Genomic DNA, 21685 nt, shown 5'->3' on the forward strand with positions numbered 1-21685 from the left:
CCCCCACCACCGGACAAACCACCCACCCCGACGCGACCGGCCACGACCCCACATCGGGCAATCACCGGGTGATCCACTCAGGTTCAGCGAAAACGGGGTATCCGGGACGGGGTGACACCCCAGGTTCCAGGAAATCGCGTCGATCACCCGACCGGACACCGGCACCGGGCGGGACGCCCTCGGAACGTCCTCGGCGACACCGGGTCCGCCGGGCGTTACCCTGACACCATGCAGGCCGTCTCCCCCACCGCGACCGGCGTGGCCTTCCTGGCCCGCCCGGGTCGCCCCGCCGTGGTGGCGCGGACGCTCGCCGAACTGGCCGGCCCCACCCGGGGGGTGGTGGAACTGCCGGTGCGGTTGATGTGGAACACCGAACGCGCCTTCGACCTCGGCGACCCCGACCAGTTGCTGTGGATGTACGAGAACGTGCTGCGGGAAACCACCCGCGCCGAGGACCTGCGCGTTCTCATCAACGGGCGGACGCTGCGGCGGGTGTGGCGGTTGTTGAACCTGCCCCGAGGCGTACGCCTGGCGTGGGAGAGCCGGCACCGCGGCCTGCGGGCGGCGTGATCGCGCCGCACCTGCACGAGTTCTACCGGGAGGTGGCCCGGGTGGCGCTGGCCGCCGCCGGCCCGTACCGGTTCGTGTTGGGTGGCGGGGTGGCCTGGGCCGCACACGGTCTCGTCGCCCGCCCGACGGAGGATGTGGACCTCTTCGCCGACGTGGAGGGTGCCGCCGCGGCCGCCTCCGCCGGAGTGCGGGTCGCGTTGGAGCGCGCCGGGTTCACCGTGACCGACGCCGACCCGGACAGCGACCTCGCCGAGCTGTTCGACGGGTACGACCGGGACATGAAGGACTTCGTGGTGAGCCGGGACGGGCGCCAGATCCGGCTGAGCCTGGCTCGGCTGGACCGGCAGCAGAGCCCGGTGGTGATGGACCTCGGGCCGGTGATGGACGTCCGCGACCTGGTGGCCAACAAGATCGCGGCGTTGGTCAACCGGCGGGAGGTCCGCGACTTCATCGACGTGGCGGCGGCGCTGGAGCACTACGACGTGACCGAGCTGCTGGTGCTGGCCCGGCAGGTCGACCCCGTGCTGGATCCGGACGACGTGCGAGCCGCCGGCCGTTACCTGGACCGCCTGTCCGACAAGCGTTTCGGCCGGTACGGCCTGAGCGCCGACGACGTCGCCCGGGTGCGGCAGCGCTTCACCACCTGGCCACGCTGACTCCGCCGGCTGGCCGGGGCGATCTTCCGGGGTGTCGGTGCCGAACCGCTGCAACGGTCGGGGCTGGCGTGGCGGGAGTGACAACCGCTGGTTATGGTGCGCGAGGCGCTCACGAGGCGCGTCCACCCCCACGGAAAGGCACGTCATGACCTCTCCCTCCGGCCCGTCGCGCCGCCAGGTGCTCGCCGTCGCGGCCGCGGCGGCGACCGCCCCGCTGATCGCCGCCGCCCCCGCGCAGGCGGCGCGCCCGGCCCGGCCGCGCACCTGGGACCTCACCCTCCTGGGCACGTCGGACACGCACGGCAACGTCTACAACTGGGACTACTACCGCGACGCCGAGTACGACGACAGCAAGCACAACGACATCGGCGTCGCGAAGCTGGCCACTCTGATCAACCAGATCCGCGCCGAGCGGCGCGGCAAGGCGACGCTGGTGCTCGATGCCGGCGACACCATCCAGGGCACGCCCCTGGCCACGTTCTACGCCAAGCAGGAGCCGATCACGGCCACCGGCGAGAAGCACCCGATGGCCCGGGCCATGAACGTCATCGACTACGACGCGGTGACGCTGGGCAACCACGAGTTCAACTACGGCCTACCGCTGCTGGACCTGTGGATCCGCCAGCTCGGTTTCCCGGCCCTCGCCGCGAACGCGATCAACGCGAAGACCGGCAAGCCGGCCTTCCTGCCGTACGTCATCAAGAAGGTCTCCCTCGGCTTCGCCGCGCCGACCCTGCGGGTCGGCATCCTCGGCCTCACCAACCCCGGCGTGGCCATCTGGGACAGGGGCAACGTCGAGGGCCGGCTGCGCTTCGACGACATGGTCGCGACCGCCGCGAAGTGGGTGCCGATCATGCGCGCCCGTGGGGCTGACGTCGTGCTGATCTCCGCGCACGGCGGCGACAGCGGCACCTCCAGCTACGGCCCGGAGCTGCCGAACGAGAACCCGGTGGCGCTGATCGCCCAGCAGGTGCCGGGGATCGACGCGATCCTCTTCGGGCACGCCCACAACGAGGTGGTCGAGCAGTTCGTCACCAACGAGCGGACCGGCGCGCAGGTGCTGCTCTCCGAGCCGTCGAAGTGGGGCCAGCGGCTCACCCGGATGGACTTCACGCTCGCCCGCGAGCACGGCCGCTGGACGATCACCAAGAAGGCCGCCAGCATGCTGAACACCAACACGGTGGTCGAGGACCCGAAGGTGCTCGCCGCCGTACGGGCTCAGCACCAGAAGACGATCGCGTACGTCAACCAGGTGGTCGCGCAGGCCACCGTGGAGATGTCCACCGTCGAGTCCCGATACAAGGACACGCCGATCCTGGACTTCATCAACCACGTCCAGGCCGAGACCGTCACCAAGGCGCTGGCCGGCACGCAGTACGCCGCTCTGCCGGTGCTGTCGCAGGCGTCCCCGTTCAGCCGCACCGCGGTCTTCCCCGCCGGGGACGTGAAGATCCGCGACGTGGCGGGGCTGTACGTCTACGACAACACGCTTGAGGCGGTCGTGCTCAGCGGCGCCGAGGTGCGCGCCTACCTGGAGTACTCGGCGAAGTACTTCCGGACCTTCGCCCCCGGTGCCCCGGTCGACCCGGAACAGATCAGCGACTCGCCGGCGGTGCCGGACTACAACTACGACGTGATCTCCGGCCTGGACTACGACATCGACATCTCGAAGCCGGTGGGCCAGCGGATCACGCGGTTGGTGCTACCCGGCACCGACACCCCGGTCGCGGACAACGCGCAGTTCGTGGTCGCGGTGAACAACTACCGGCGCAGCGGCGGCGGCAACTTCCCCGGCATCGTGAAGACGCCGATCTACAACGAGCAGCAGGAGATCCGCCAGCTGCTCATCGACTGGGCGCAGGCCAAGGGGACCGTCGACCCGGCCGACTTCTTCCAGCCCAACTGGCGGCTGGTACGCGAGGGCGTGCCGGTTTTCTGACCGAAGCGGATCCCGGACGGGCCGTGGGTGGCGACACCCCCGGCCCGTTCGCGCGTTCTCAGCCCTGCACATTCCACCGGACCGGGTCCTCGGCCTTTCCCGGCTGGTCACGCCCGGGATCGGTCTCGGTGAGGGCGACCCGCTCGTCCGGGCGGACGGCGGGTGGCAACTCCCCGAACCGGACGTGGCGCAGAAACGCGTACTCGTCGTCGGTGAACGGCTGCTCGGTCATCAGCACCTCCCGCTGCTGCCCACCATTGTCCGGCGAGCGGACCACCGCGCACCAGCGTCCGGCTCGCCGTCGCCCGCCCGACGTTCGGGTGCGGGCGGGCACACCGCGTAGGGCGTCCTAGGATCCTGGGTGAATGGAATGGGCCCGTCGGTCCAGCAGGGCGAGGGCCGCCCGGATCGGCCGGCGCTCCAGCATCTCGGCGAAGCTGGCGTGGCCCTGGCAGAACTGGACGAACATCCGCCACCCCGGCGGCGTCGCCAACAGGGCGTGGAACACCCCCGGGCGGCGGGTGAACACGTCGAGCAGCCGGAACCCCGCCCGCATCTCCGGCGTCAGCCGCTCGGCCACCGCCCGCTCGTACCCGGGCAGGTCACCGGCGGCGACCGCCGCACCGGCCAACTCGCCGGACCGCAACGCGAAGCTGATGCCCTCCCGGCTCCACGGCTCCAGCAGCCCCGCCGCGTCCCCGGCCACCAGCACCCGGCCGGCACGCAACGGCGAATCCTCCTCGCGGCAGCGGGTCAGGTGACCGGAGTCGTGCTCGGTCGGCAACCCGGTCAACCCGAGCCGGTCGACGAACTCCCGCAGGTACTCCCGCGTCCCCTCCCCCGCACCCCGTGCGGCGATCACACCAACCGTGAGGCGATCGTTCTTGGGGAACACCCACCCGTAGGAGCCCGGCATCGCACCCCAGTCCAGCAGCAGCCGGCCCCGCCACCGCTCCTGCTCGGCGGGCGGCACCGGCACCTCCACCTCCAGGCCCAGATCCACCTGCCGGTACCGCACTCCGACGTGCCGGGCGGTCACCCCGGACGACCCGTCCGCGCCGATCACCGCGCGGGCTGTCAGCGTCGTACCGTCGGCCAGCCGCACGCGTACCTGCTCAGGGTCCTGTTCGATCGCGCGGACCGCGACCCGCTCCCGCATGTGCGCGCCGGCGGCGACAGCCGCCGCGCGCAGCCGGTCGTCGAACTCCTCGCGGCGCACCATGGTCACCACCGGGCTGTCGTGCCGGCGGGTGAACTCACGGCGGCCATCCCGGGTGAACGTCACCCGGTCCACCCGGTCGTGCGCCGGCACCTCGATCCGGTCCCGCACGGCGGCCAGCGAGGTGCCGATGAGACCACCACCGCAGGTCTTGTACCGCGGATGCGCGGCCCGTTCGACAACGAGGGTGCGAACGCCGGCGCGGGCGGCGGCGTGTGCCGCGGAGAGCCCAGCGGGGCCGGCGCCGACGACGATGAGATCCCAGATGATCACGGTTGCAGCCTAGGGCACCGCGCGAGGCGCGGACCGGGCACGGCACGCCACCTCGACCGCCCGATCGGGTGGGCATTTTCGCTCCACCAGCGGGTACCCGACGCAGCGCAAACGTCCGCGCGAGCGGACGACCAAAGGAGGAGATCATGCAGCAGGTGCAACTGTCGGAGGTCGAGCAACGGGTGTACCAGGCGGTCACCACCCTCGAGCAACGCGGACAGGTGCCGTACCCGGACCTGATCGGCGAGGAGGCCGGACTGAGCGAGGAACAGGTGCGCGCGCCGCTGCACCTGCTCACCGAGAAGGGCCTGCTGCACCGCGAGGACTCGCCGATGGCCGGCCTCGACTTCGGTCCCCGGTTCTGCGCCCGTCAGATGGCGTGACCCGCGACGGTTCGCACCCCGACGACCGGGGTAGCGACCAGAAATGGATGATCACCGGTCAGCGGGGGCCAGGATGAGCGCGGCGCAGACGCCGCAGACGCTCGACGCGGCGGAGAACCGCCGCCGCTGGCAGGCCGTGGGCGTCGGCCTGGTCGCCGCGTTCATGACGCTGCTCGACGTGAGCATCGTCAACGTCGCGGTGCCGTCCATCGACCGGGCGCTGCACGCGTCGCCGAGCGACCTGCAGTGGGTCCTCTCCGGGTACGCGCTCACCTTCGGCCTGGTGCTGGTACCCGCCGGCCGCTTCGGCGACGCCCGTGGCCGGCGCAACGCGTTCGTCTTCGGCATCGCCCTGTTCACGGCGACCAGCGCGCTCGCCGGCCTGGCCACCTCCCCGACGTGGCTGGTCGCCGCCCGGCTCTTGCAGGGCGCCGCGGCCGGCGTCGTCAACCCGCAGGTGATCGGGCTGATCCAGCAACTGTTCCGGGGGCCGGAACGAGCCCGCCCGTTCGGTCTGCTCGGGGCCACCATCGGTATCTCCACGGCCGTCGGTCCCCTGCTCGGTGGACTGCTCATCGCCATCGGCGGCGAGGAACACGGCTGGCGGTGGGTCTTCTTCGTCAACGTGCCGGTCGGCATCCTCGCGGTGATCCTCGGCTGGCGCTTGCTGCCGGGTCGCCCCGATGGGCAGCCGAGCCGGCGCCGGCTCGACCCCGTCGGCGTGCTGCTGCTCGGCGTGGGCGTGGTGCTCATCCTGCTGCCGCTGGTGCAGGAGCAGCAGTGGCGGACCCCGTGGAAGTGGGCGCTCATCCCGGCCGGCCTGGCGGTGCTCGTCGCGTTCGGGCTCTGGGAGCGGTCGTACGCACGCCACCACGAGCCCCTGTTCGACCTGAGGTTGTTCAGCTTCCAGTCATACACCCTGGGGTCGCTCATCGCGCTGATCTACTTCGGCGGCTTCACCGCGATCTTCTTCGTCTTCACCCTGTACCTGCAGAACGGCCTCGGCTACAGCGCGCTCGTCGCCGGCCTGGCCATCACCCCGTTCGCGCTCGGCTCGGCCGCCGCGTCCGCGCTGGGCGGCCGGATCGTCAACCGCTTCGGCCGGCCGCTGGTCGGCATCGGACTGCTCGCGGTGGTGATCGGCCTCGCCGCCACGGTGGTCGCGCTCCGCCTGGCGCCGCACGCGCCGGCACCCTGGGTCACCGCCGGTCCCCTGCTCATCGCCGGTATCGGCAGCGGACTGGTGATCGCTCCCAACCAGACGCTCACCCTCGCGCAGGTCCCCGTACAACAGGCGGGCAGCGGCGCGGGCATGCTCCAGACCGGTCAGCGGATCGGCGCCGCGGCGGGCATCGCCGCCGTCGGCTCGCTGTTCTTCTCCACCCTGACCGACAGCCACGGCGACTGGACCAGGGCCTTCGAGACGTCCCTCGTGCTGGCCACCGGCATCATCGCGCTCGCCCTGATCGCGGCGCTGATCGACATCGTCCACAAGAGCTGACGACCCCAGGGGTACGACGAAGGCCGGCACCCTGTGCGGGTGCCGGCCTTCGGTGTTGTTCTGCGGGTCAGCTGTTCCAGTGCTGGTTGACCAGGTCGGTGGCCTGCTGTTCCCACTGGGCGTAGGCGTCCGGGTAGGCCGACACCTGCACGGTCTGCGCGGCGTCGGTCAGCGCCATGTCCTGCCAACCGTCGACCTGCGTGAGGCCCTTGAGGAACGCCGTCGTGGAGTAGCCGGGGTCGGTGATCTGTTCCGGCGTGCCCCAACCGGAGCTCGGGCGCTGCTGGAACAGGCCCAGCGAGTCGTGGTCGTTGGCGTCACCCAGGTGACCCAGGTTCTCCAGCTTCGACTCCTGCAGGCTCGTCGCGATCGAGATGATCGCGGCGCGTTCGGGCAGGCCGGCCTTCTTCGTCGCGGCGATGATCGCCTTGACGTTCGCGGTCTGCTCACCGTTGAGGGTGATGTGCGACTGCTCGCCCTGCGGCTTCGGCGCACCGGTCTGCACCGCCACCGCGACGGGCTTGGCGTCCACGGCCGGGGTGGCGGCGTGGGCGGCGATCGGACCGGCGAACACACCACCGGCGAACGCGAGACCCGCAACGGACAGCACACTCTTACGGAAGATCGTGGTCATGGGGGTAGCTCCTTCGGGGGTAGGAACACCCACACCGCCAAGGGGGAAAACGGCGGGCAGGGTGTGAGCACCTCGTCCGGCGTTGCACAAACAAGGGGGAAAGTTTGGGGGCCTGCGAGCCCGGGGCTCGCGGCGCCGGTGTCGGCGGCCTACCAAGCGGGGGCTCGGGGCGCCGGGACCGGGTGTAACGACCGGCGGGCCGGGGTCATTCCCGGGGGGCGGCCCATCCATCGGTGCCCGCATCACGGCGGCGCCTGGTCGCTGGCCGGGTCTGCAACGACCGGACCGGGCCGGGCAATTCCCACCCCGCACCGGGGTCGAGCCTCACCGGCGGTGGTCCTGCGATCGTCAGGGTATGTAACGACCCCCGGCCAGCCACCATTCCACCGCCCGGGTGCGGCCGGTCACAGCCCACAAACCCCACCACCGGACAAACCACCCACCCCGACGCGACCGGCCACGACCCCACATCGGGCAATCACCGGGTGATCCACTCGGCTTCGGCGAAAACGGGGTATCCGGGACGGGGTGACACCCCGGTTTCCAGGAAATCGAGTCGATCATCATTGGGCAACCAGCCCAGCCCGGCCGAAACGCCCGATTCACCCGGGCTCCGACAGGCACCTCGCATGTCGCAGGACCCGGTGGGCGGGCCGGAGCCCGTGGCGGTCGGGGGGTGCGGCGGAGGCCCTAGGGTGGTCAGGGTGGCGACCCTTCTGCTTCTGCGACACGGCCGGACCACGGCGAACGCCGACGGCGGCCTGGCCGGCCGGCAACCCGTCGAGCTGGACGACACCGGGCGCGCCCAGGCCGCCGCGGTGGGCGAACGGCTACGGGCGGTGCCTTTGGCCGCCGTCGTGACCAGCCCGTTGATCCGCTGTCGGCAGACGCTGGAGTTGGCGCTTCCGCAGGCTGCCCCGGTGGTGGAGGAGGGGTTGATCGAGTGCGACTACGGTAGCTGGGAGGGGCAGCCGCTGAAGAAGCTCGCCAAGGAGCCGCTCTGGCCGGTGGTCCAGCAGCATCCCAGCGCGTCGGTCTTCCCGGGCGGGGAGGCGATGGCGGCGATGGCGGCGCGCGCCGTGGCGGCGGTGCGGTCGTGGGACGCCCGGGTGACCGCGGAGCACGGGCCCGAGGCGGTCTGGCTGGCCTGTAGCCACGGTGACGTGATCAAGGCCATCGTGGCGGACGCGCTCGGCGTACACCTGGATCTTTTTCAGCGGATCGTGGCCGATCCGGCGTCGGTGACCGCGATCCGGTTCACGCCGCTGCGGCCGTTCCTCGTCCGGCTGAACGACACCGGCGGCGACCTGGCGGCGCTGGTGCCGCCGCCTCCGAAGCGGCGCCGGCGGGCGGCCCGCGCGGCCGACTCGGACGCGGCCGTCGGCGGCGGGGCGGGTGCGTCCCGGTGACGCGTGTCACGACACCCCCGCCGACGGCCCCCACGGCCGCCACGCCCGGGTGCAACCCCTGGTACGCCGGGCGCGCCGCCCCTGCGGCGATTCGCGTCGGTGGGGTGCGCGATGCCATGGCGGGCCGGATAGGGTCGTGGGTATGACCCACCAGGTGCACGCCTTCGAACCGCCGGAGCGGTTCGTCGCCGGGACTGTCGGGCCGCCGGGGGAGCGCACGTTCTTCCTGCAGGCCCGCGGCGGCGGCAGGCTGGTCAGCGTCGCGCTGGAGAAGGTCCAGGTGTCACTGCTCGCCGAAAAGCTGGAGGAACTGCTCACCGAGGCGCAGCGCCGCTTCGGGGTGGACCTGCCCGAGCTGGCCCCGGTGATCGGCGACAATGAGCCGCTGGACACTCCGGTCGACGAGGAGTTCCGCGTCGGGACTCTCGGGCTGGCCTTCGACGTGGACACCGCGACCGTGGTGATCGAGGCGATCGCGGCGGGCGAGGTCGAACCCGAGGTCGAGCTGGGCGACGAGGACGACGAGGACGACGAGGACGACGAGGACGACGACGAGCCGGACGAGGACCTGGACCGGCTTCGGGTCCGGCTCACCCCGCAGGCGACCCGCCAGTTCATCGAGCGGGCCCGGCGCGTGGTGAACGCGGGCCGGCCGCCGTGCCCGCTGTGCGGCCAGCCGTTGGACCCCGCCGGGCACCTGTGCCCGCGGCACAACGGTTACCACCGGTGACCTCGTCCGGCCTCCAGCCCCGCCAGGACGGCGACCAGCCCCGGCTGGACGGCGACGCCGCGCTGCGGCTGTTGCGCGACGGCACGCTCGATCTGGAGGGGCGGCTCGTCGACGCGTCGAACACGACCCTGCGCGGCATCCTGACCCTCGACGGCGCCACGGCCCGCTGTGTCTACAAACCGGTCCGTGGGGAGCGCCCGCTGTGGGACTTCCCGGACGGCACTCTCGCCGGCCGGGAGGTGTCGGCGTACCTGGTGTCCCGGGCCACCGGCTGGGACCTGGTGCCGCCGACGGTGCTGCGCGACGGGCCGTTCGGGCCGGGTTCCTGCCAGCTGTGGATCGACGAGCCGGAGACCGCTGAGCCGTTGGTCGGGTTCGTGCCGGCGGACGCGTTGCCGCCGCGCTGGTTCCCGATCGCGGCGGCACGGGACGACGACGGCACCGCGTACGCGCTCGCGCACGCGGACGACCCGCGGCTGGCTCGACTGGCGGTGCTCGACGCGGTGCTCAACAACGCCGACCGCAAGGGCGGCCACGTGCTCGTCGGCGCGGACGACCGGATCTACGGCGTGGACCACGGGGTGAGCTTCCACGTGGAGGACAAGCTCCGTACGGTGCTCTGGGGTTGGGCCGGCAAGCAGTTGCCGCCGGACGCGGTGGAGATGCTCGACGGGCTCGCCGGCCAGGTCGCCGGGGCGCTCGGCGCGGAACTGGCCGATCACCTGACGATCAGCGAGGTCGCCGAGGTGGCCGCCCGCGTCGACCGGCTGCGCGAGACCGGTCGCTTCCCGCAGCCGCCCGAGGACTGGCCGGCGGTGCCCTGGCCCCCCATGTGATCCGCTGTCATCTTGATCACCTGTGGGGCGGCCCGGGGCCGTCGCGAGGCTGGCTAGGCTGAGGCCATGGAGTCTTGGGCGGGACACGAGGTGCCACGGCTGCCGGGCAGGGGCGAGTCGTTGGCGTTGTACGACTCAGCGCGACAGGGTGTCCACCCGAGTGCGCCGGCCGACGCGGGACGCATGTACGTCTGCGGCATCACCCCGTACGACGCCACCCACCTCGGCCACGCCGCCACGATGATCTCCTTCGATCTGGTGCAGCGGATGTGGCGCGACGCCGGCCGCCCGGTGCGCTACGTGCAGAACGTCACCGACATCGACGACCCGCTGCTGGAGCGGGCCGCCCGCGACGGCGAGGACTGGGTGGTCCTGGCGATGCGGGAGACGGCGCTGTTCCGGGAGGACATGGAGGCGCTGCGGATCATTCCGCCAGAGCGCTACGTGGGTGCGGTCGAGTCGATCCCGGACATCGTCGACAAGGTCGAGGTGCTGGTCAAGGACGGTGCCGCGTACCGCCTCGACGACGGCACCGGCGACGTCTACTTCGACATCTCCGCCACCGGCCGCTACGGCTACGAGTCCAACCTGACCCGCGAGCAGATGTTGAAGATCTTCCCGGAGCGCGGCGGTGACCCGGACCGGGCCGGCAAGCGCGACCCACTGGACCCGCTGCTGTGGCGTGGCGCCCGCGAGGGTGAGCCGTCCTGGCCGGGCGGGGAGTTGGGCATGGGCCGCCCCGGCTGGCACATCGAGTGCGCGGTGATCGCCCTGAACCTGCTCGGCGACCGGATCGACGTACAGGGCGGCGGCAACGACCTGCTGTTCCCGCACCACGAGGCGTCCGCCGCGCACGCCGAGCGGTTGACCGGCCAGGCGCCGTTCGCCGAGCACTACGTGCACGCCGGGATGATTGGCCTGGACGGCGAGAAGATGTCCAAGTCCCGCGGCAATCTGGTCTTCGTCTCCCGGCTGCGCGCCGACAAGGTCGACCCGATGGCGATCCGGCTCGCGTTGATCTCCGGGCACTACCGCAGCGACCGCACCTGGACCGACGAGCTGCTCACGGCCGCGCAGGAGCGCCTGGACCGCTGGCGGCGGGCCGCCACCGCGCCCGCCGGGCCGTCCGGGGCCGAGCTGCTGGCCGGGGTACGCGAACGCCTGGCCGACGACCTCGACACCCCCGGAGCCCTGGCGGCTGCCGACCGCTGGGCCGACGCGACCCTGGCGGGCGCCCCGGATGACCCCGAAGCGCCCGCCCTCTTCGCGAAGACGGTCGACGCCCTCCTGGGCATCCGCCTCTGACACGTACACCCCGGCCTCGCGGCCCCGCGAGGCCGGCCCGTTGCGGCACTCCTGCAGCGTGTTCCGAGGGGACTTCGCCGGCCGGGTGGGCGTGGCTGTGCGGTGCCCTGTAGAGCTGCCCCAGATGTGGGGCGGTGGGGCGGTGGGGCGGGCGCTCGGTGCTGATACGGTCTCCGGCGAGCTGCCCGGATGTGCGGCGCTGGGCGGGCGCTCGGTGCTGATGCGGTCTCCGGTCGAGCTGTCCCGGGTCACCTTCGGGTCGCCGCGGACCCGATCGTCCGGGCTGCCCTGCCCCGAACATGGGGCAGCTCGACAGGGCGCAACCACCAACCCCGCCCTCCGCCGCCGGCTGCTGGGTAGCCCGTTGACCCGTGGAGGGTCAGCCGAGGACCAGGCCCGGGTCGGGTTCCGGGTCTGGGGTCGGGCCGGGGATCTTGTACTCCTCGGTGAGGGTGGTCATGGGGCCGGGCCAGGTCGCCTGGGACACCTCGATGGGCTTGCGGTTCGCGTCGTACGCGACGTGCAGCAGGTGCAGCACCGGGGTGTCCGGCCGGATCTGGAGGGTCTCGGCCTCCTCCCGGCTGGGCTGGCGGGCGCTGATGGTGTCGGTGGCGGAGACGTACCGCCGGCCGGTGGCCTCCTCGGCCTCCTGGTAGAGCGGCCGGCCGAACGCCTCGGTGCGCTCCAGCGAGGTGCCGGCGGCGTCGCGGGGCAGGAACCAGGAGGCGCCCACCTCGACGGGGGAGTCGTCGGTGCGGACGAGGTGTCGCCGGCAGAGCAGTTCGGTGCCGTCGCTCACTCCGAACGCGTCGGCGACCTCGGCGGGTGCGGGGGAGCGGCCGACCGAGACGAGTTGTTGGCGGTATCGGGCGGCGAGGTCGGTGTGGTAGCCGCGGAATCCGCCGTACCGGCCTCGGGAGAGCCGGTTGAGTCGGCGTCGGGTGCCGCGGACGTACGTACCGGAGCCGGGTTTGGTGATCAGGATGCCCTCGACCCGCAGCTGGTCGACGGCGCGCTGCACGGTCTGTTTGGCGACGCCGAACATCTCGGCGATGGCCGGGATGGACGGCAGTCGTTCGCCGGGTCCCCAGTCGCCGCGGCGGACCTGGGCCTTGAGCTGCGCGGCGATCTGTCGGTGTGGGAACTCCGCGGCCCCGGGATTGATCTGCACACCCGCCTCCTTGATCACATCTAGGTTCCTAGGATGCCTTAGAGGGTGTGACGGCGCCAGCCCGGACACGCCAAGAAACGGGCCCTCGGACCATGAAGGTCCGAGGGCCCGCGGCGAAGACGGTGCTACCAGGAGCCGGCGGTGGGGCCGGCCGAACCGCCCCGGCGGCGCAGATACTTCTCGAACTCCTGGGCGATCTCGTCACCGGTCAGCGGGGTGATCCCCTCGTCGCCGACCCGTTCCTCCAGCTCGCGCACGTACTCGCCGAGTTCGGCATCCTGCTCGGCGGTGCTGCGCACCCGCTGCTCCCACTCGGCGGATTCCTCGGCGAGATCGGCCATCGGCACCGGCAGGTCGACGACCTCCTCGACCCGGTGCAGTAGGGCGAGGGTGGCCTTCGGGCAGGGCGGGTTGTTGGCGTAGTGGGGCACGTGCACCCAGAACGACACGGCGTCCACCTCGGCGCGGGCGCACGCGTCGTGCAGCACGCCGACGATGCCGGTCGGCCCGTCGTAGCGGGTGGGGGTGAGCTGGTAGCGCTCGGCGGCCTGCGCGTCCGAGGCGCTGCCGCTGATCGGCAACGGCCGGGTGTACGGCACGTCGGCGAGCAACGCGCCGAGCAGCACCACCCGTTCCACCTCGAGGCTGTGGCAGATCTCCAGTACCTGCTCGCAGAACGTCCGCCAGCGCATGCTCGGCTCGATGCCCCGGATCAGCACGACGTCACGCTCGGTGCCCTCCGGGCTGGCCACCATGAACCGGGTCGTCGGCCACTCCACCCGCCGGGTCTCCCCGTCGGCCATGGTGATGGTGGGTCGGCTGACCTGGAAGTCGTAGAACTCCTCCGGATCCAGCTCGGCGATCTGTCGGGCGTTCCAGACCTGCTCGAGGTGCTCCACGGCCGCGGTGGACGCGTCGGCGGCGTCGTTCCAGCCCTCGAACGCGGCGATGGCCACCGGGGACCGCAGCACCGGCAGTCCGTCGAACTCGGTCACGCCGTTACCTCACCCTGCTCGTCGCGGCCGGCGCCGGGACCGCGCCCGGTCGTCGGGCCGTGGTGCACGGCGGAGTCCCTGTTGTCCTTCACGTCCGCCAGCCTACGTGCCGGGCGGGGGCGCGGCCCGTCGGCCGCGCCGGTCGGCCGCACCGACAACCGGACATAAGCTCGCGAACCAGACAGCGTGATCCCGCTGACACAATATGGGATCGGGTGCCGAGGGACTCGGGGCTCGGTCGGTACCGCACTAACCTGAACGGGTGCGGACTTCGTTGATGGATGTGCTGGCCGACCGGATTCTCATCGCCGACGGGGCGATGGGCACGATGTTGCAAGCCGCGGACCTCACGCTCGACGACTTCGACGGGCTCGAAGGGTGCAACGAGATCCTCAACGTCACCCGGCCGGACGTCGTGCGCGGCGTGCACGACGCCTACCTGGCCGCCGGCGCGGACTGCGTGGAGACCAACACGTTCGGCGCCAACCTCGCCAATCTCGCCGAGTACGACATCCCGCAGCGCATCCGGGAGCTGTCCGAGGCGGGCGCCCGGATCGCCCGGGAGGCGGCCGACGCGGCCAGCACTCCGGAGCGGCCCCGCTTCGTGCTGGGCTCGATCGGGCCGGGCACGAAGCTGCCCACCCTCGGGCACGCCGGCTACGCGACCCTGCGCGACGCGTACCAGGAGAACGCCGCCGGCCTGATCGCCGGCGGGGCGGACGCGCTGATCATCGAGACCTGCCAGGACCTGCTCCAGGTCAAGGCGGCCGTGGTGGGGTCGAAGCGGGCGATGGCCGAGCTGGGCCAGTCCGTGCCGATCATCTGTCACGTGGCGGTCGAGACCACCGGCACCATGCTGGTGGGCAGCGAGATCGGTGCGGCCCTCGCGGCGATCGAGCCGCTCGGGGTGGACCTGATCGGGCTGAACTGCTCCACCGGCCCGGCCGAGATGAGCGAGCACCTGCGGTACCTGTCGCAGCACTCCCGCATCCCGCTGTCGGTGATGCCGAACGCCGGCCTGCCGGTGCTGACCGCCGACGGGGCGTACTTCCCGCTGACTCCCGTGGAGCTGGCCGAGGCCCTGGAGCGGTTCATCACCGAGTACGGCGTGGGGCTGGTCGGCGGCTGCTGCGGCACCACCCCCGAGCACATCCGGGTGCTGGCGGAGCGGCTGCACGGCGTCACCGCCCCGGCGCGCGAGCCGCGGCACGAGGCGGGCGTCTCCTCGGTGTACCACCCGGTGCCGTTCGCCCAGGACGCCTCGGTGCTGATGGTGGGGGAGCGGACCAACGCCAACGGCTCGAAGGCGTTCCGGGAGGCGATGCTCGCCGGTGACTTCCGGGCCTGCGTGGAGATCGCCCGCAGTCAGGCGCGCGACGGTTCGCACCTGCTGGACCTGTGCGTGGACTACGTCGGCCGCGACGGCACGCGGGACATGCGGGAGCTGGCCGGCCGGTTCGCCACCGCGTCGACGCTGCCGATCATGCTGGACTCCACCGAGCCGGCCGTCGTCGAGGCGGGGCTGGAGATGCTCGGCGGCCGCTGTGTGGTCAACTCGGTGAACTTCGAGGACGGCGACGGCCCCGACTCCCGGTACGCGCGGGTGATGCCGATCGTCCGTGAGCACGGCGCGGCGGTGGTGGCGCTGCTCATCGACGAGGAGGGCCAGGCGCGTACCCAGGAGTGGAAGGTCCGGGTCGCGGCGCGGCTGATCGACGACCTGACCGGCCGGTGGGGCATGGACCGCTCCGACATCCTGATCGACGCGTTGACGTTCCCGATCGCCACCGGCCAGGAGGAGACCCGCCGCGACGGCATCGAGACGATCGAGGCGATCCGGGAGATCTCCCAGCGGTACCCGGGGGTCAACTTCACCCTGGGCATCTCGAACATCTCCTTCGGACTCAACCCGGCGGCGCGGCAGGTGCTCAACTCGGTGTTCCTGCACGAGTGCGTGCAGGCCGGTCTGACGTCGGCGATCGTGCACGCCAGCAAGATCCTGCCGATGTCGAAGATCCCCGAGGAGCAGCGCGAGGTCGCACTGGACCTGGTGTACGACCGTCGCCGCGAGGGCTACGACCCGGTGCAGCGCTTCCTGGAGCTGTTCGAGGGCGTCGACGTGACCAGCGCGCGGGCCAGCCGGGCGCAGGAGTTGGCGGCGCTGCCCCTGGACGAGCGGCTCAAGCGGCGGATCATCGACGGTGAGCGCAACGGCCTGGAGGCCGACCTGGACGAGGCGATGGCCGGCGGCCGGTCCCCACTGTCGATCATCAACGACATCCTGCTGGACGGCATGAAGGTCGTCGGGGAGCTATTCGGCTCGGGCCAGATGCAGCTGCCGTTCGTGCTCCAGTCCGCCGAGGTGATGAAGACCGCGGTGGCGTACCTGGAGCCGCACATGGAGACCAGCGAGGACGGCGGCAAGGGCCGCATCGTGCTCGCCACCGTGCGCGGCGACGTGCACGACATCGGCAAGAACCTGGTCGACATCATCCTGTCCAACAACGGCTACGAGGTCGTGAACATCGGCATCAAGCAGCCGATCAGCGCCATCCTCGACGCCGCCGAGCAGCACCGCGCGGACGCGATCGGCATGTCCGGGCTGTTGGTCAAGAGCACCGTCATCATGAAGGAGAACCTGGCCGAGATGGCCACCCGCGGGGTCGCGGAGCGTTGGCCCGTCCTGCTGGGTGGGGCGGCGCTGACCCGGGCGTACGTCGAGGACGACCTGCGGTCGATGTTCCCCGGGCAGGTGCACTACGCGCGGGACGCGTTCGAGGGGCTGTCCCTGATGGACAAGGTGATGACCGCCAAGCGCGGCGGCGCACCGGTGATCGACCGGGAGCGGGAGGCGGCCCTCGCCGCCCGTCGCGCCCGCCGGGAGCGGCAGCGGTCGATGGTCACCGAGTCGCTGCCGGAGCTGCACGACTCCTCGGTCCGCTCCGACGTGGCCGCGGACGTGGCGGTGCCCACCCCGCCGTTCTTCGGCACCCGGGTGGTCAAGGGCGTGCCGATGGCCGACTACGCGGCACTGCTCGACGAGCGGGCCACCTTCCGCGGGCAGTGGGGGCTCAACGGCGCCCGCGGCGGCAACGGACCGTCCTACGAGGAACTCGTGGAGACCGAAGGTCGCCCGCGCCTGCGGTACTGGCTGGACCGGCTGATCGCCGACCAGGTGCTCGAGGCAGCCGTCGTGTACGGCTACTTCCCCGCGTACTCCGAAGGCAACGACCTGGTGGTGCTCGACGAGAACGGGCACGCGGAGCGCGCCCGGTTCTCGTTCCCCCGGCAGCGGCAGGAGCGTCGACTCTGCCTCGCGGACTTCTTCCGGCCCAAGGGCGACCAGCTCGACGTGGTCGCGTTGCAGCTGGTCACCGTCGGTCAGCCGGTCAGCGAGTACGCGGCGAAGCTGTTCGCCCGCAACGAGTACCGCGACTACCTGGAGGTGCACGGCCTGTCGGTGCAGCTCACCGAGGCGCTCGCCGAGTACTGGCACCGGCGTATCCGCGCCGAACTGACCCTGCCCGACGGACGTCCGCTGGGCCACGACGACCCGACGGACCTGGCCGGGATCCTGCGTAACGACTACCGGGGCTGCCGGTACGCGTTCGGCTACCCGGCCTGCCCCGACCTGGAGGACCGGGCGAAGATCGTGGACCTGCTGGGGTCGGAGCGGATCGGGGTGGAGTTGTCCGAGGAGTTCCAGCTGATGCCGGAGCAGGCCACCGACGCGATCGTGGTCCACCACCCGGAGGCCAGCTACTTCAACGCCAAATAGCGTCAGGTGAGGTCAACAGGCCGTTACGCTGCTGCAACGCTGATCGCCTCCCTCGGTTGGGGCACAGGTGGGGCACATCGCGTGGAAAAGAGATCGTCGACAGCCTGCCGCGATCGGTCCTCATCGTCCGGCCACAGGTGCGCGTAGACACGCAGCGTCATCGACGCGTCGGCGTGGCCGAGCCGGGCGGCGACCACCTTCGGGTTGAGCCCGGCTCGGATCAGCGCTGAGGCGTAGAAGTGCCGCAGGTCATGCTGCGTCGACTCGGGTAGCCCAGCGGCGAGCCGGGCCGGCGCCCACACCTCGGCGTTGAATCTAGTGCGGCTCAGCGGACGGCCGGCGCCGTCGAGGAACAGGAACCGCGCCATCCGCGTGACCGGCTTGCGGCCGGTCGTGTCGAGCACCTCGACTTCCTGCGGTGGGTACTCCACCAGGTGGGCGCGAGCGACGTCGACCATGGCTTGCGCCAGCGGCACCTTCCGATAGCTGTGCTTGTTCTTCAACGCGCACACCACCACGCCACCACCGGCGGTGGGCTGCACCTGGCGGGCCACGGTCAGCATCCGCTCGTCGAGGTCCAGGTCGTCCACCTCGACACCGAACAGCTCACCCTGCCGCAGGCCCGTGCCGGCATCGAAGTCGACCAGCGCGCGGTACCGGGCCGGCATGACGGCGATCAGGTCGTCCACCTGGGACAGGGTCAGCGGCACGATCTCGTCACGGGGCAGCTCAGGCAGCTTGATCCCGGGCGTGGGGTTGCGACCGATTGCCCGGTCGCGTACCGCTGCGGCAAAGATTGTCTTCACCGTGCCGAACACCGGGCGGACCGAGCTGGGCGCCAGCGGCAGGCCCGTCACGAAGGCTTGCAGCATAGACGCGTTGACCCCGGCGATCGGCCGGGCACCGAACGCCGGGTAGACGTGCCTGTGCAGCTGCGACTTGACCCGTGCCGCGGTGTTCTCCCGGTGAGGCTGCATCGTGCGCCACCGCTCGGCGTACGCCTGAAACGTGACCTTCCCGGCCTTCGGGTCGACGTAGTTGCCGGTGTTCAGTTTGTGCTCGACGTCGGCCCGGAACTTGTCCGCGTCGACCTTGCGGGCGAACGACTTCTTGCGTTCATTGCCAGCCTCGTCACGCCAGCGGACCAGCCACGGCTTCGGCCGCCCGTCGGTGCGCTTCCTAACGCTCGCCATCAGCGTCCATCGCGATCAGTCGGTCGGGATACCTGGAGAGCCTGAGTTCGCGGATCGCGTCGATCCACTTCGTCGGCTTTCCGGGTGGCGTCATGTCGTGCTCGATCATGTCGTCGAGCGCCTTGGCCATCTCCCTCAGGGCGTCCACGTAAGCCGATCGAGCCGCCAGCAACTGGCCCTCGTCGCCGGTGTACTCCGCAGCACTCAGGTCTGACTCTGCCCGGTTGATCGCTCGACCAGCAGCGCCCTCGCGCCGGTAGATGTGGATCGCCGTCTTGGCTCGCCCGAACTCTTCCACCCGGCTGGCGTACGCACCGCCCTCAGGTGCACGTACGAGCGGAGGTTGCTCGCCGGTGGCCCATTCCCAGAGCAGCCACGGATGCAGCACGACACCGGGCGCGACTGCCACATCGGCGCCTGACTGGAGGTCCACGAACAGTAGTGGCGGCGGCACGGCCAGAGCATGCGCCAGCTGCAACCACTCGTCGAGACCGACGCCTCGATCCCCGTTCTCAATCTTGGAGATGGCGACGCGGCTGAGGGTTCCGCCGAGGTCGCGAATCCGATCCGCCAGGCCCTGCGCCGAGAGTTTGCGCTGGTCGCGCCACACCTTCACCTGTCGACCAAGCACCTCGCTCGGCCTCAACGGTTGCTCTCCCATGCTCTCCCCTTGTTCGGAAACACGCCGAACGTAGCACGTTAGCTTGCGACGCAATAGGACCTGGGGTAGCGTGCCGACCAGTTGCAGGACTTTGAGCTGCACTCGTTCGGATATGGAGCAACCATGGCTACGAGCGGAACGTCCGCACACGTCCGTCGGGCACTCGCTACCCCTCCCGAGGTGGCCACGTTCCTTGGTGTCCCCGAGAAGACCCTGACGCAGTGGCGATACGTCAAGACCGGCCCGCGGTGGTCGAAGGTCGGGCGGCACGTCCGATACCGCTGGGAAGACGTCGAGAAGTGGGTCGACGCTCAGGCTGGGGCGAAGGTCGCATGACCCAGACGCACAGCCGCCCCGGACCGGCGGGGCCCGAGGCGGCAATCACGGTCGGCGAGACCTACGAGCAGGGTACCGGCACCCGTGCGCTGCGGAAAGCTCTCCGCTACGCCGACGCCGGGTGGCCCGTGTTCCCGTGCCACTGGACGACCAGGGCAGGCTGCTCCTGCGGCGACACCGAGTGCCACAGCCCCGGGAAGCACCCGCTCACCCGGCGAGGCCTCCACGACGCCAGCACCGATCCGGCCGTCATCACCGCCTGGTGGACACGCTGCCCGGCAGCCAACGTCGCCATCGCCACCGGGGCACCCGGGCCAGACGTGCTCGACTTCGACGTCAAGAACGACGCGCCTGGGGCGGCAAGCCTCGCCCGGCTGCGCGACGCCGGGCTGCTCGTCGGAGCCCACAGCATCATCACCACCTGGTCCGGTGGGTGGCACCTCTACTACGTGGGCAGCGAGCAGGGGAACGGCAGCATCCGCGGCCACGGCGTCGACTTCCGCTCACGCGGGGGGTACGTGCTCGCACCGCCCAGCGTCATCAACGGCAAGCCCTACGCACTCACCGAGTGGCGCTCACGCCTCGACCCCGCCGTGACTGGGGTCGACTTCGCCACCATCCGGCGTGCGCTCGACCCGCCGCGCACGTTCACCAGCAGGGCACGGCCCGGGGAGCGCAGCGACCATGGGGCGCTGGTCCGGCACGTCGCCGGGCAGGCCGAGGGCAACCGCAACGGCGCGCTGTTCTGGGCCGCCTGCCGGGCAGTCGAGACCGGGGCCGACGAGCAGGTGTTCACCGACCTGCTCGATGCTGCCCTGTCCGTGGGCCTCACTGACCGGGCAGCCGCCGCGACCATCGCGTCCGCGCGGTGCCGGATCGGAGCCTCAGCGTGACGACGACGCCGGCCGGGCCGCTGAGCCTCGGCGAACTCGACCGAGGCCCCCGGCGCACGTGGCAGCGCGTCGACCTCGGTCCGGTGCTCGACGGCACCTATGCACCGCCTCAGGCCACCGTCGGACGGCGCACGGACGGCGTCGGCATGTTCTACCCGGGCCGGCAACACAGCATCGCCAGCGACAGCGAGGCCGGCAAGACGTGGCTTGCCCTGCTCGCTGCCCAGAGCGAACTCGACGCGGGGAACGCCGTGCTGTACCTCGACTTCGAGGACGACGAGGGCGGCACGGTCGGGCGGCTCATGGCGCTGGGTGCCAAGTCCGAAGACATCGCGGCCCGGTTCGGCTACGTCAAGCCGGAAGAGGCGATCGACAGCCTGTTCGGCCGGGAAGACCTCAGCGAACTACTCGGGGACCTGCGTCCCACGCTGGCCATCCTCGACGGCATCACCGAGGCGATGAGCATGCACGGGTTGGAGCTCAAGGACAACACCGACATCGCCCGGTTCGGTCGGTTGCTGCCCCGATACATCGCCGACAAGGGTGCCGCGACCGTCGCCCTGGACCACGTGGTCAAGGACCGCGAGGGGCGGGGCCGGTACGCCATCGGCGGTGTCCACAAGCTCAACGGCATCAACGGCGCGTCGTACGTGCTCGACAACCGCCAGCCGTTCGGCATCGGACGGACCGGGCGCACGAGCGTCTACATCGCCAAGGACCGGCCGGCACAGCTGCGGCGGCACGCACTACCCGGGCAGGAGGGACTGTTCTGGTTCGGGGACCTGGTCGTCGAGTCTCACGACATGGGGTTCGCCGAGGGCATGGTCAGCCCGCCGGCTCAGGGCGACGGCAAGTTCCGACCCACGACGCTCATGGCGAGGGTCAGCGCCGCGCTCCAGGGTGCGCCGGGGCCGCTGACCATGACCGACATCACCGACCGGGTCAAGGGCCAAGCCCAGACCGTCCGGGGAGCGGTGGCCGCTCTGGTCGACGAGGGCCACATCGTGATGGAGACGGGGCCCCGCGGGGCCAAGCTCCACCGGCTCGTCAAGCCGTTCGGGGACACCCCATGAGCACTCCGACCCCGTCCCGACCCCGTCCCGACGCTTTGGGCGAGGGGATGAACTGGGACATAGCACCCCGTCCGACGGCGTCCCGACCCCGTCCGACGGGGTTCAGTGACCCCGTCCCGTCCCTATATAG

Annotated in this window: 20 protein-coding genes; 13 read left to right on the top strand and 7 right to left on the bottom strand. The window is 71.2% G+C overall.

Features of this window, described 5'->3' with window-relative positions; all coding sequences use genetic code 11:
- Nucleotides 1–228 precede the first annotated feature (228 nt).
- The 3 genes from AB0H52_RS28625 (at nucleotide 229) to AB0H52_RS28635 (ending at nucleotide 3165) form a co-directional block, all read left to right on the top strand.
- Nucleotides 229–570, top strand: coding sequence for a hypothetical protein (locus AB0H52_RS28625; protein ID WP_151492980.1), 342 nt, complete (start codon nucleotides 229–231; stop codon nucleotides 568–570).
- The gene (locus AB0H52_RS28630) at nucleotides 567–1226 is read left to right on the top strand and encodes a nucleotidyl transferase AbiEii/AbiGii toxin family protein (RefSeq protein ID WP_151492979.1); all 660 of its coding nucleotides are present in this window, start codon (nucleotides 567–569) and stop codon (nucleotides 1224–1226) included. The genes AB0H52_RS28625 and AB0H52_RS28630 overlap by 4 nt, the downstream gene beginning before the upstream one ends.
- Nucleotides 1227–1371: 145 nt before the next feature.
- Nucleotides 1372–3165, top strand: coding sequence for a 5'-nucleotidase C-terminal domain-containing protein (locus AB0H52_RS28635; protein ID WP_357951325.1), 1794 nt, complete (start codon nucleotides 1372–1374; stop codon nucleotides 3163–3165).
- Between the two features lie 58 nt (nucleotides 3166–3223).
- On the opposite strand, the gene AB0H52_RS28640 is transcribed toward AB0H52_RS28635, so the two are convergent.
- Nucleotides 3224–3442, bottom strand: coding sequence for a hypothetical protein (locus tag AB0H52_RS28640; RefSeq protein WP_278122605.1), 219 nt, complete (start codon nucleotides 3440–3442; stop codon nucleotides 3224–3226).
- A gap of 72 nt (nucleotides 3443–3514) precedes the next feature.
- Nucleotides 3515–4657, bottom strand: coding sequence for a geranylgeranyl reductase family protein (locus tag AB0H52_RS28645; RefSeq protein ID WP_151492976.1), 1143 nt, complete (start codon nucleotides 4655–4657; stop codon nucleotides 3515–3517).
- A gap of 146 nt (nucleotides 4658–4803) precedes the next feature.
- On the opposite strand from AB0H52_RS28645, the gene AB0H52_RS28650 reads away from it, so the two are divergent.
- Nucleotides 4804–5040 (top strand): hypothetical protein, encoded by a 237-nt coding sequence (locus AB0H52_RS28650; RefSeq protein ID WP_151492975.1) that lies wholly within the window; start codon nucleotides 4804–4806, stop codon nucleotides 5038–5040.
- A 73-nt stretch (nucleotides 5041–5113) separates the two neighbouring features.
- Nucleotides 5114–6541 (top strand): MFS transporter, encoded by a 1428-nt coding sequence (locus tag AB0H52_RS28655; protein ID WP_151492974.1) that lies wholly within the window; start codon nucleotides 5114–5116, stop codon nucleotides 6539–6541.
- Between the two features lie 67 nt (nucleotides 6542–6608).
- Here AB0H52_RS28655 and AB0H52_RS28660 read toward each other — a convergent pair whose 3' ends face one another.
- A complete protein-coding gene (locus tag AB0H52_RS28660) occupies nucleotides 6609–7175 on the bottom strand; it encodes a hypothetical protein (RefSeq protein WP_357951328.1) in 567 nt (188 codons plus the stop codon).
- A gap of 695 nt (nucleotides 7176–7870) precedes the next feature.
- Here AB0H52_RS28660 and AB0H52_RS28665 point away from each other — a divergent pair.
- The 4 genes from AB0H52_RS28665 to mshC all read left to right on the top strand — a co-directional run bounded on the left by AB0H52_RS28665 (nucleotide 7871) and on the right by mshC (nucleotide 11455).
- Nucleotides 7871–8584: an MSMEG_4193 family putative phosphomutase gene (locus AB0H52_RS28665; RefSeq protein ID WP_151493189.1), complete on the top strand. Its 714-nt coding sequence runs from the start codon at nucleotides 7871–7873 to the stop codon at nucleotides 8582–8584.
- 142 nt (nucleotides 8585–8726) lie between these two features.
- Entirely contained in the window at nucleotides 8727–9314 is a 588-nt protein-coding gene (locus AB0H52_RS28670) for a DUF3090 domain-containing protein (RefSeq protein WP_357951330.1), read from the top strand.
- Nucleotides 9311–10150 carry an SCO1664 family protein gene (locus tag AB0H52_RS28675; protein ID WP_151493191.1) on the top strand — a complete coding sequence of 280 codons (840 nt, stop codon included), beginning with the start codon at nucleotides 9311–9313 and terminating at the stop codon, nucleotides 10148–10150. Before AB0H52_RS28670 ends, AB0H52_RS28675 begins: the two co-directional genes overlap by 4 nt.
- A gap of 66 nt (nucleotides 10151–10216) precedes the next feature.
- Nucleotides 10217–11455 (top strand): cysteine--1-D-myo-inosityl 2-amino-2-deoxy-alpha-D-glucopyranoside ligase, encoded by a 1239-nt coding sequence (gene mshC / locus AB0H52_RS28680; RefSeq protein ID WP_151493192.1) that lies wholly within the window; start codon nucleotides 10217–10219, stop codon nucleotides 11453–11455.
- A gap of 379 nt (nucleotides 11456–11834) precedes the next feature.
- Here mshC and AB0H52_RS28685 read toward each other — a convergent pair whose 3' ends face one another.
- Both AB0H52_RS28685 and AB0H52_RS28690 read right to left on the bottom strand, forming a co-directional pair.
- Nucleotides 11835–12626 (bottom strand): GntR family transcriptional regulator, encoded by a 792-nt coding sequence (locus AB0H52_RS28685; RefSeq protein ID WP_151492144.1) that lies wholly within the window; start codon nucleotides 12624–12626, stop codon nucleotides 11835–11837.
- Between the two features lie 125 nt (nucleotides 12627–12751).
- A complete protein-coding gene (locus AB0H52_RS28690; protein WP_151492145.1) occupies nucleotides 12752–13621 on the bottom strand; it encodes a PAC2 family protein in 870 nt (289 codons plus the stop codon).
- A 262-nt stretch (nucleotides 13622–13883) separates the two neighbouring features.
- On the opposite strand from AB0H52_RS28690, the gene metH reads away from it, so the two are divergent.
- On the top strand, nucleotides 13884–17399 hold the full coding sequence (gene metH / locus AB0H52_RS28695) for a methionine synthase (protein ID WP_192580435.1): 3516 nt from the start codon (nucleotides 13884–13886) through the stop codon (nucleotides 17397–17399).
- 23 nt (nucleotides 17400–17422) lie between these two features.
- On the opposite strand, the gene AB0H52_RS28700 is transcribed toward metH, so the two are convergent.
- Both AB0H52_RS28700 and AB0H52_RS28705 read right to left on the bottom strand, forming a co-directional pair.
- Entirely contained in the window at nucleotides 17423–18592 is a 1170-nt protein-coding gene (locus tag AB0H52_RS28700; protein WP_357951333.1) for a tyrosine-type recombinase/integrase, read from the bottom strand.
- Nucleotides 18579–19253: a helix-turn-helix transcriptional regulator gene (locus tag AB0H52_RS28705; protein ID WP_357951335.1), complete on the bottom strand. Its 675-nt coding sequence runs from the start codon at nucleotides 19251–19253 to the stop codon at nucleotides 18579–18581. Before AB0H52_RS28705 ends, AB0H52_RS28700 begins: the two co-directional genes overlap by 14 nt.
- A gap of 180 nt (nucleotides 19254–19433) precedes the next feature.
- Here AB0H52_RS28705 and AB0H52_RS28710 point away from each other — a divergent pair, with 180 nt between their 5' ends.
- The 3 genes from AB0H52_RS28710 to AB0H52_RS28720 are packed head-to-tail and all read left to right on the top strand — an operon-like array spanning nucleotide 19434 to nucleotide 21555.
- Nucleotides 19434–19589 carry a helix-turn-helix domain-containing protein gene (locus AB0H52_RS28710; protein WP_357951350.1) on the top strand — a complete coding sequence of 52 codons (156 nt, stop codon included), beginning with the start codon at nucleotides 19434–19436 and terminating at the stop codon, nucleotides 19587–19589.
- Nucleotides 19586–20482 carry a bifunctional DNA primase/polymerase gene (locus AB0H52_RS28715; RefSeq protein ID WP_357951337.1) on the top strand — a complete coding sequence of 299 codons (897 nt, stop codon included), beginning with the start codon at nucleotides 19586–19588 and terminating at the stop codon, nucleotides 20480–20482. Before AB0H52_RS28710 ends, AB0H52_RS28715 begins: the two co-directional genes overlap by 4 nt.
- Nucleotides 20479–21555 carry an AAA family ATPase gene (locus AB0H52_RS28720; RefSeq protein ID WP_151492150.1) on the top strand — a complete coding sequence of 359 codons (1077 nt, stop codon included), beginning with the start codon at nucleotides 20479–20481 and terminating at the stop codon, nucleotides 21553–21555. The genes AB0H52_RS28715 and AB0H52_RS28720 overlap by 4 nt, the downstream gene beginning before the upstream one ends.
- Nucleotides 21556–21685 lie beyond the last annotated feature (130 nt).

It is taken from the genome of Micromonospora sp. NPDC050695 (assembly GCF_040654415.1).
In the GTDB taxonomy this organism is placed as follows: Bacteria; Actinomycetota; Actinomycetes; order Mycobacteriales; family Micromonosporaceae; genus Micromonospora.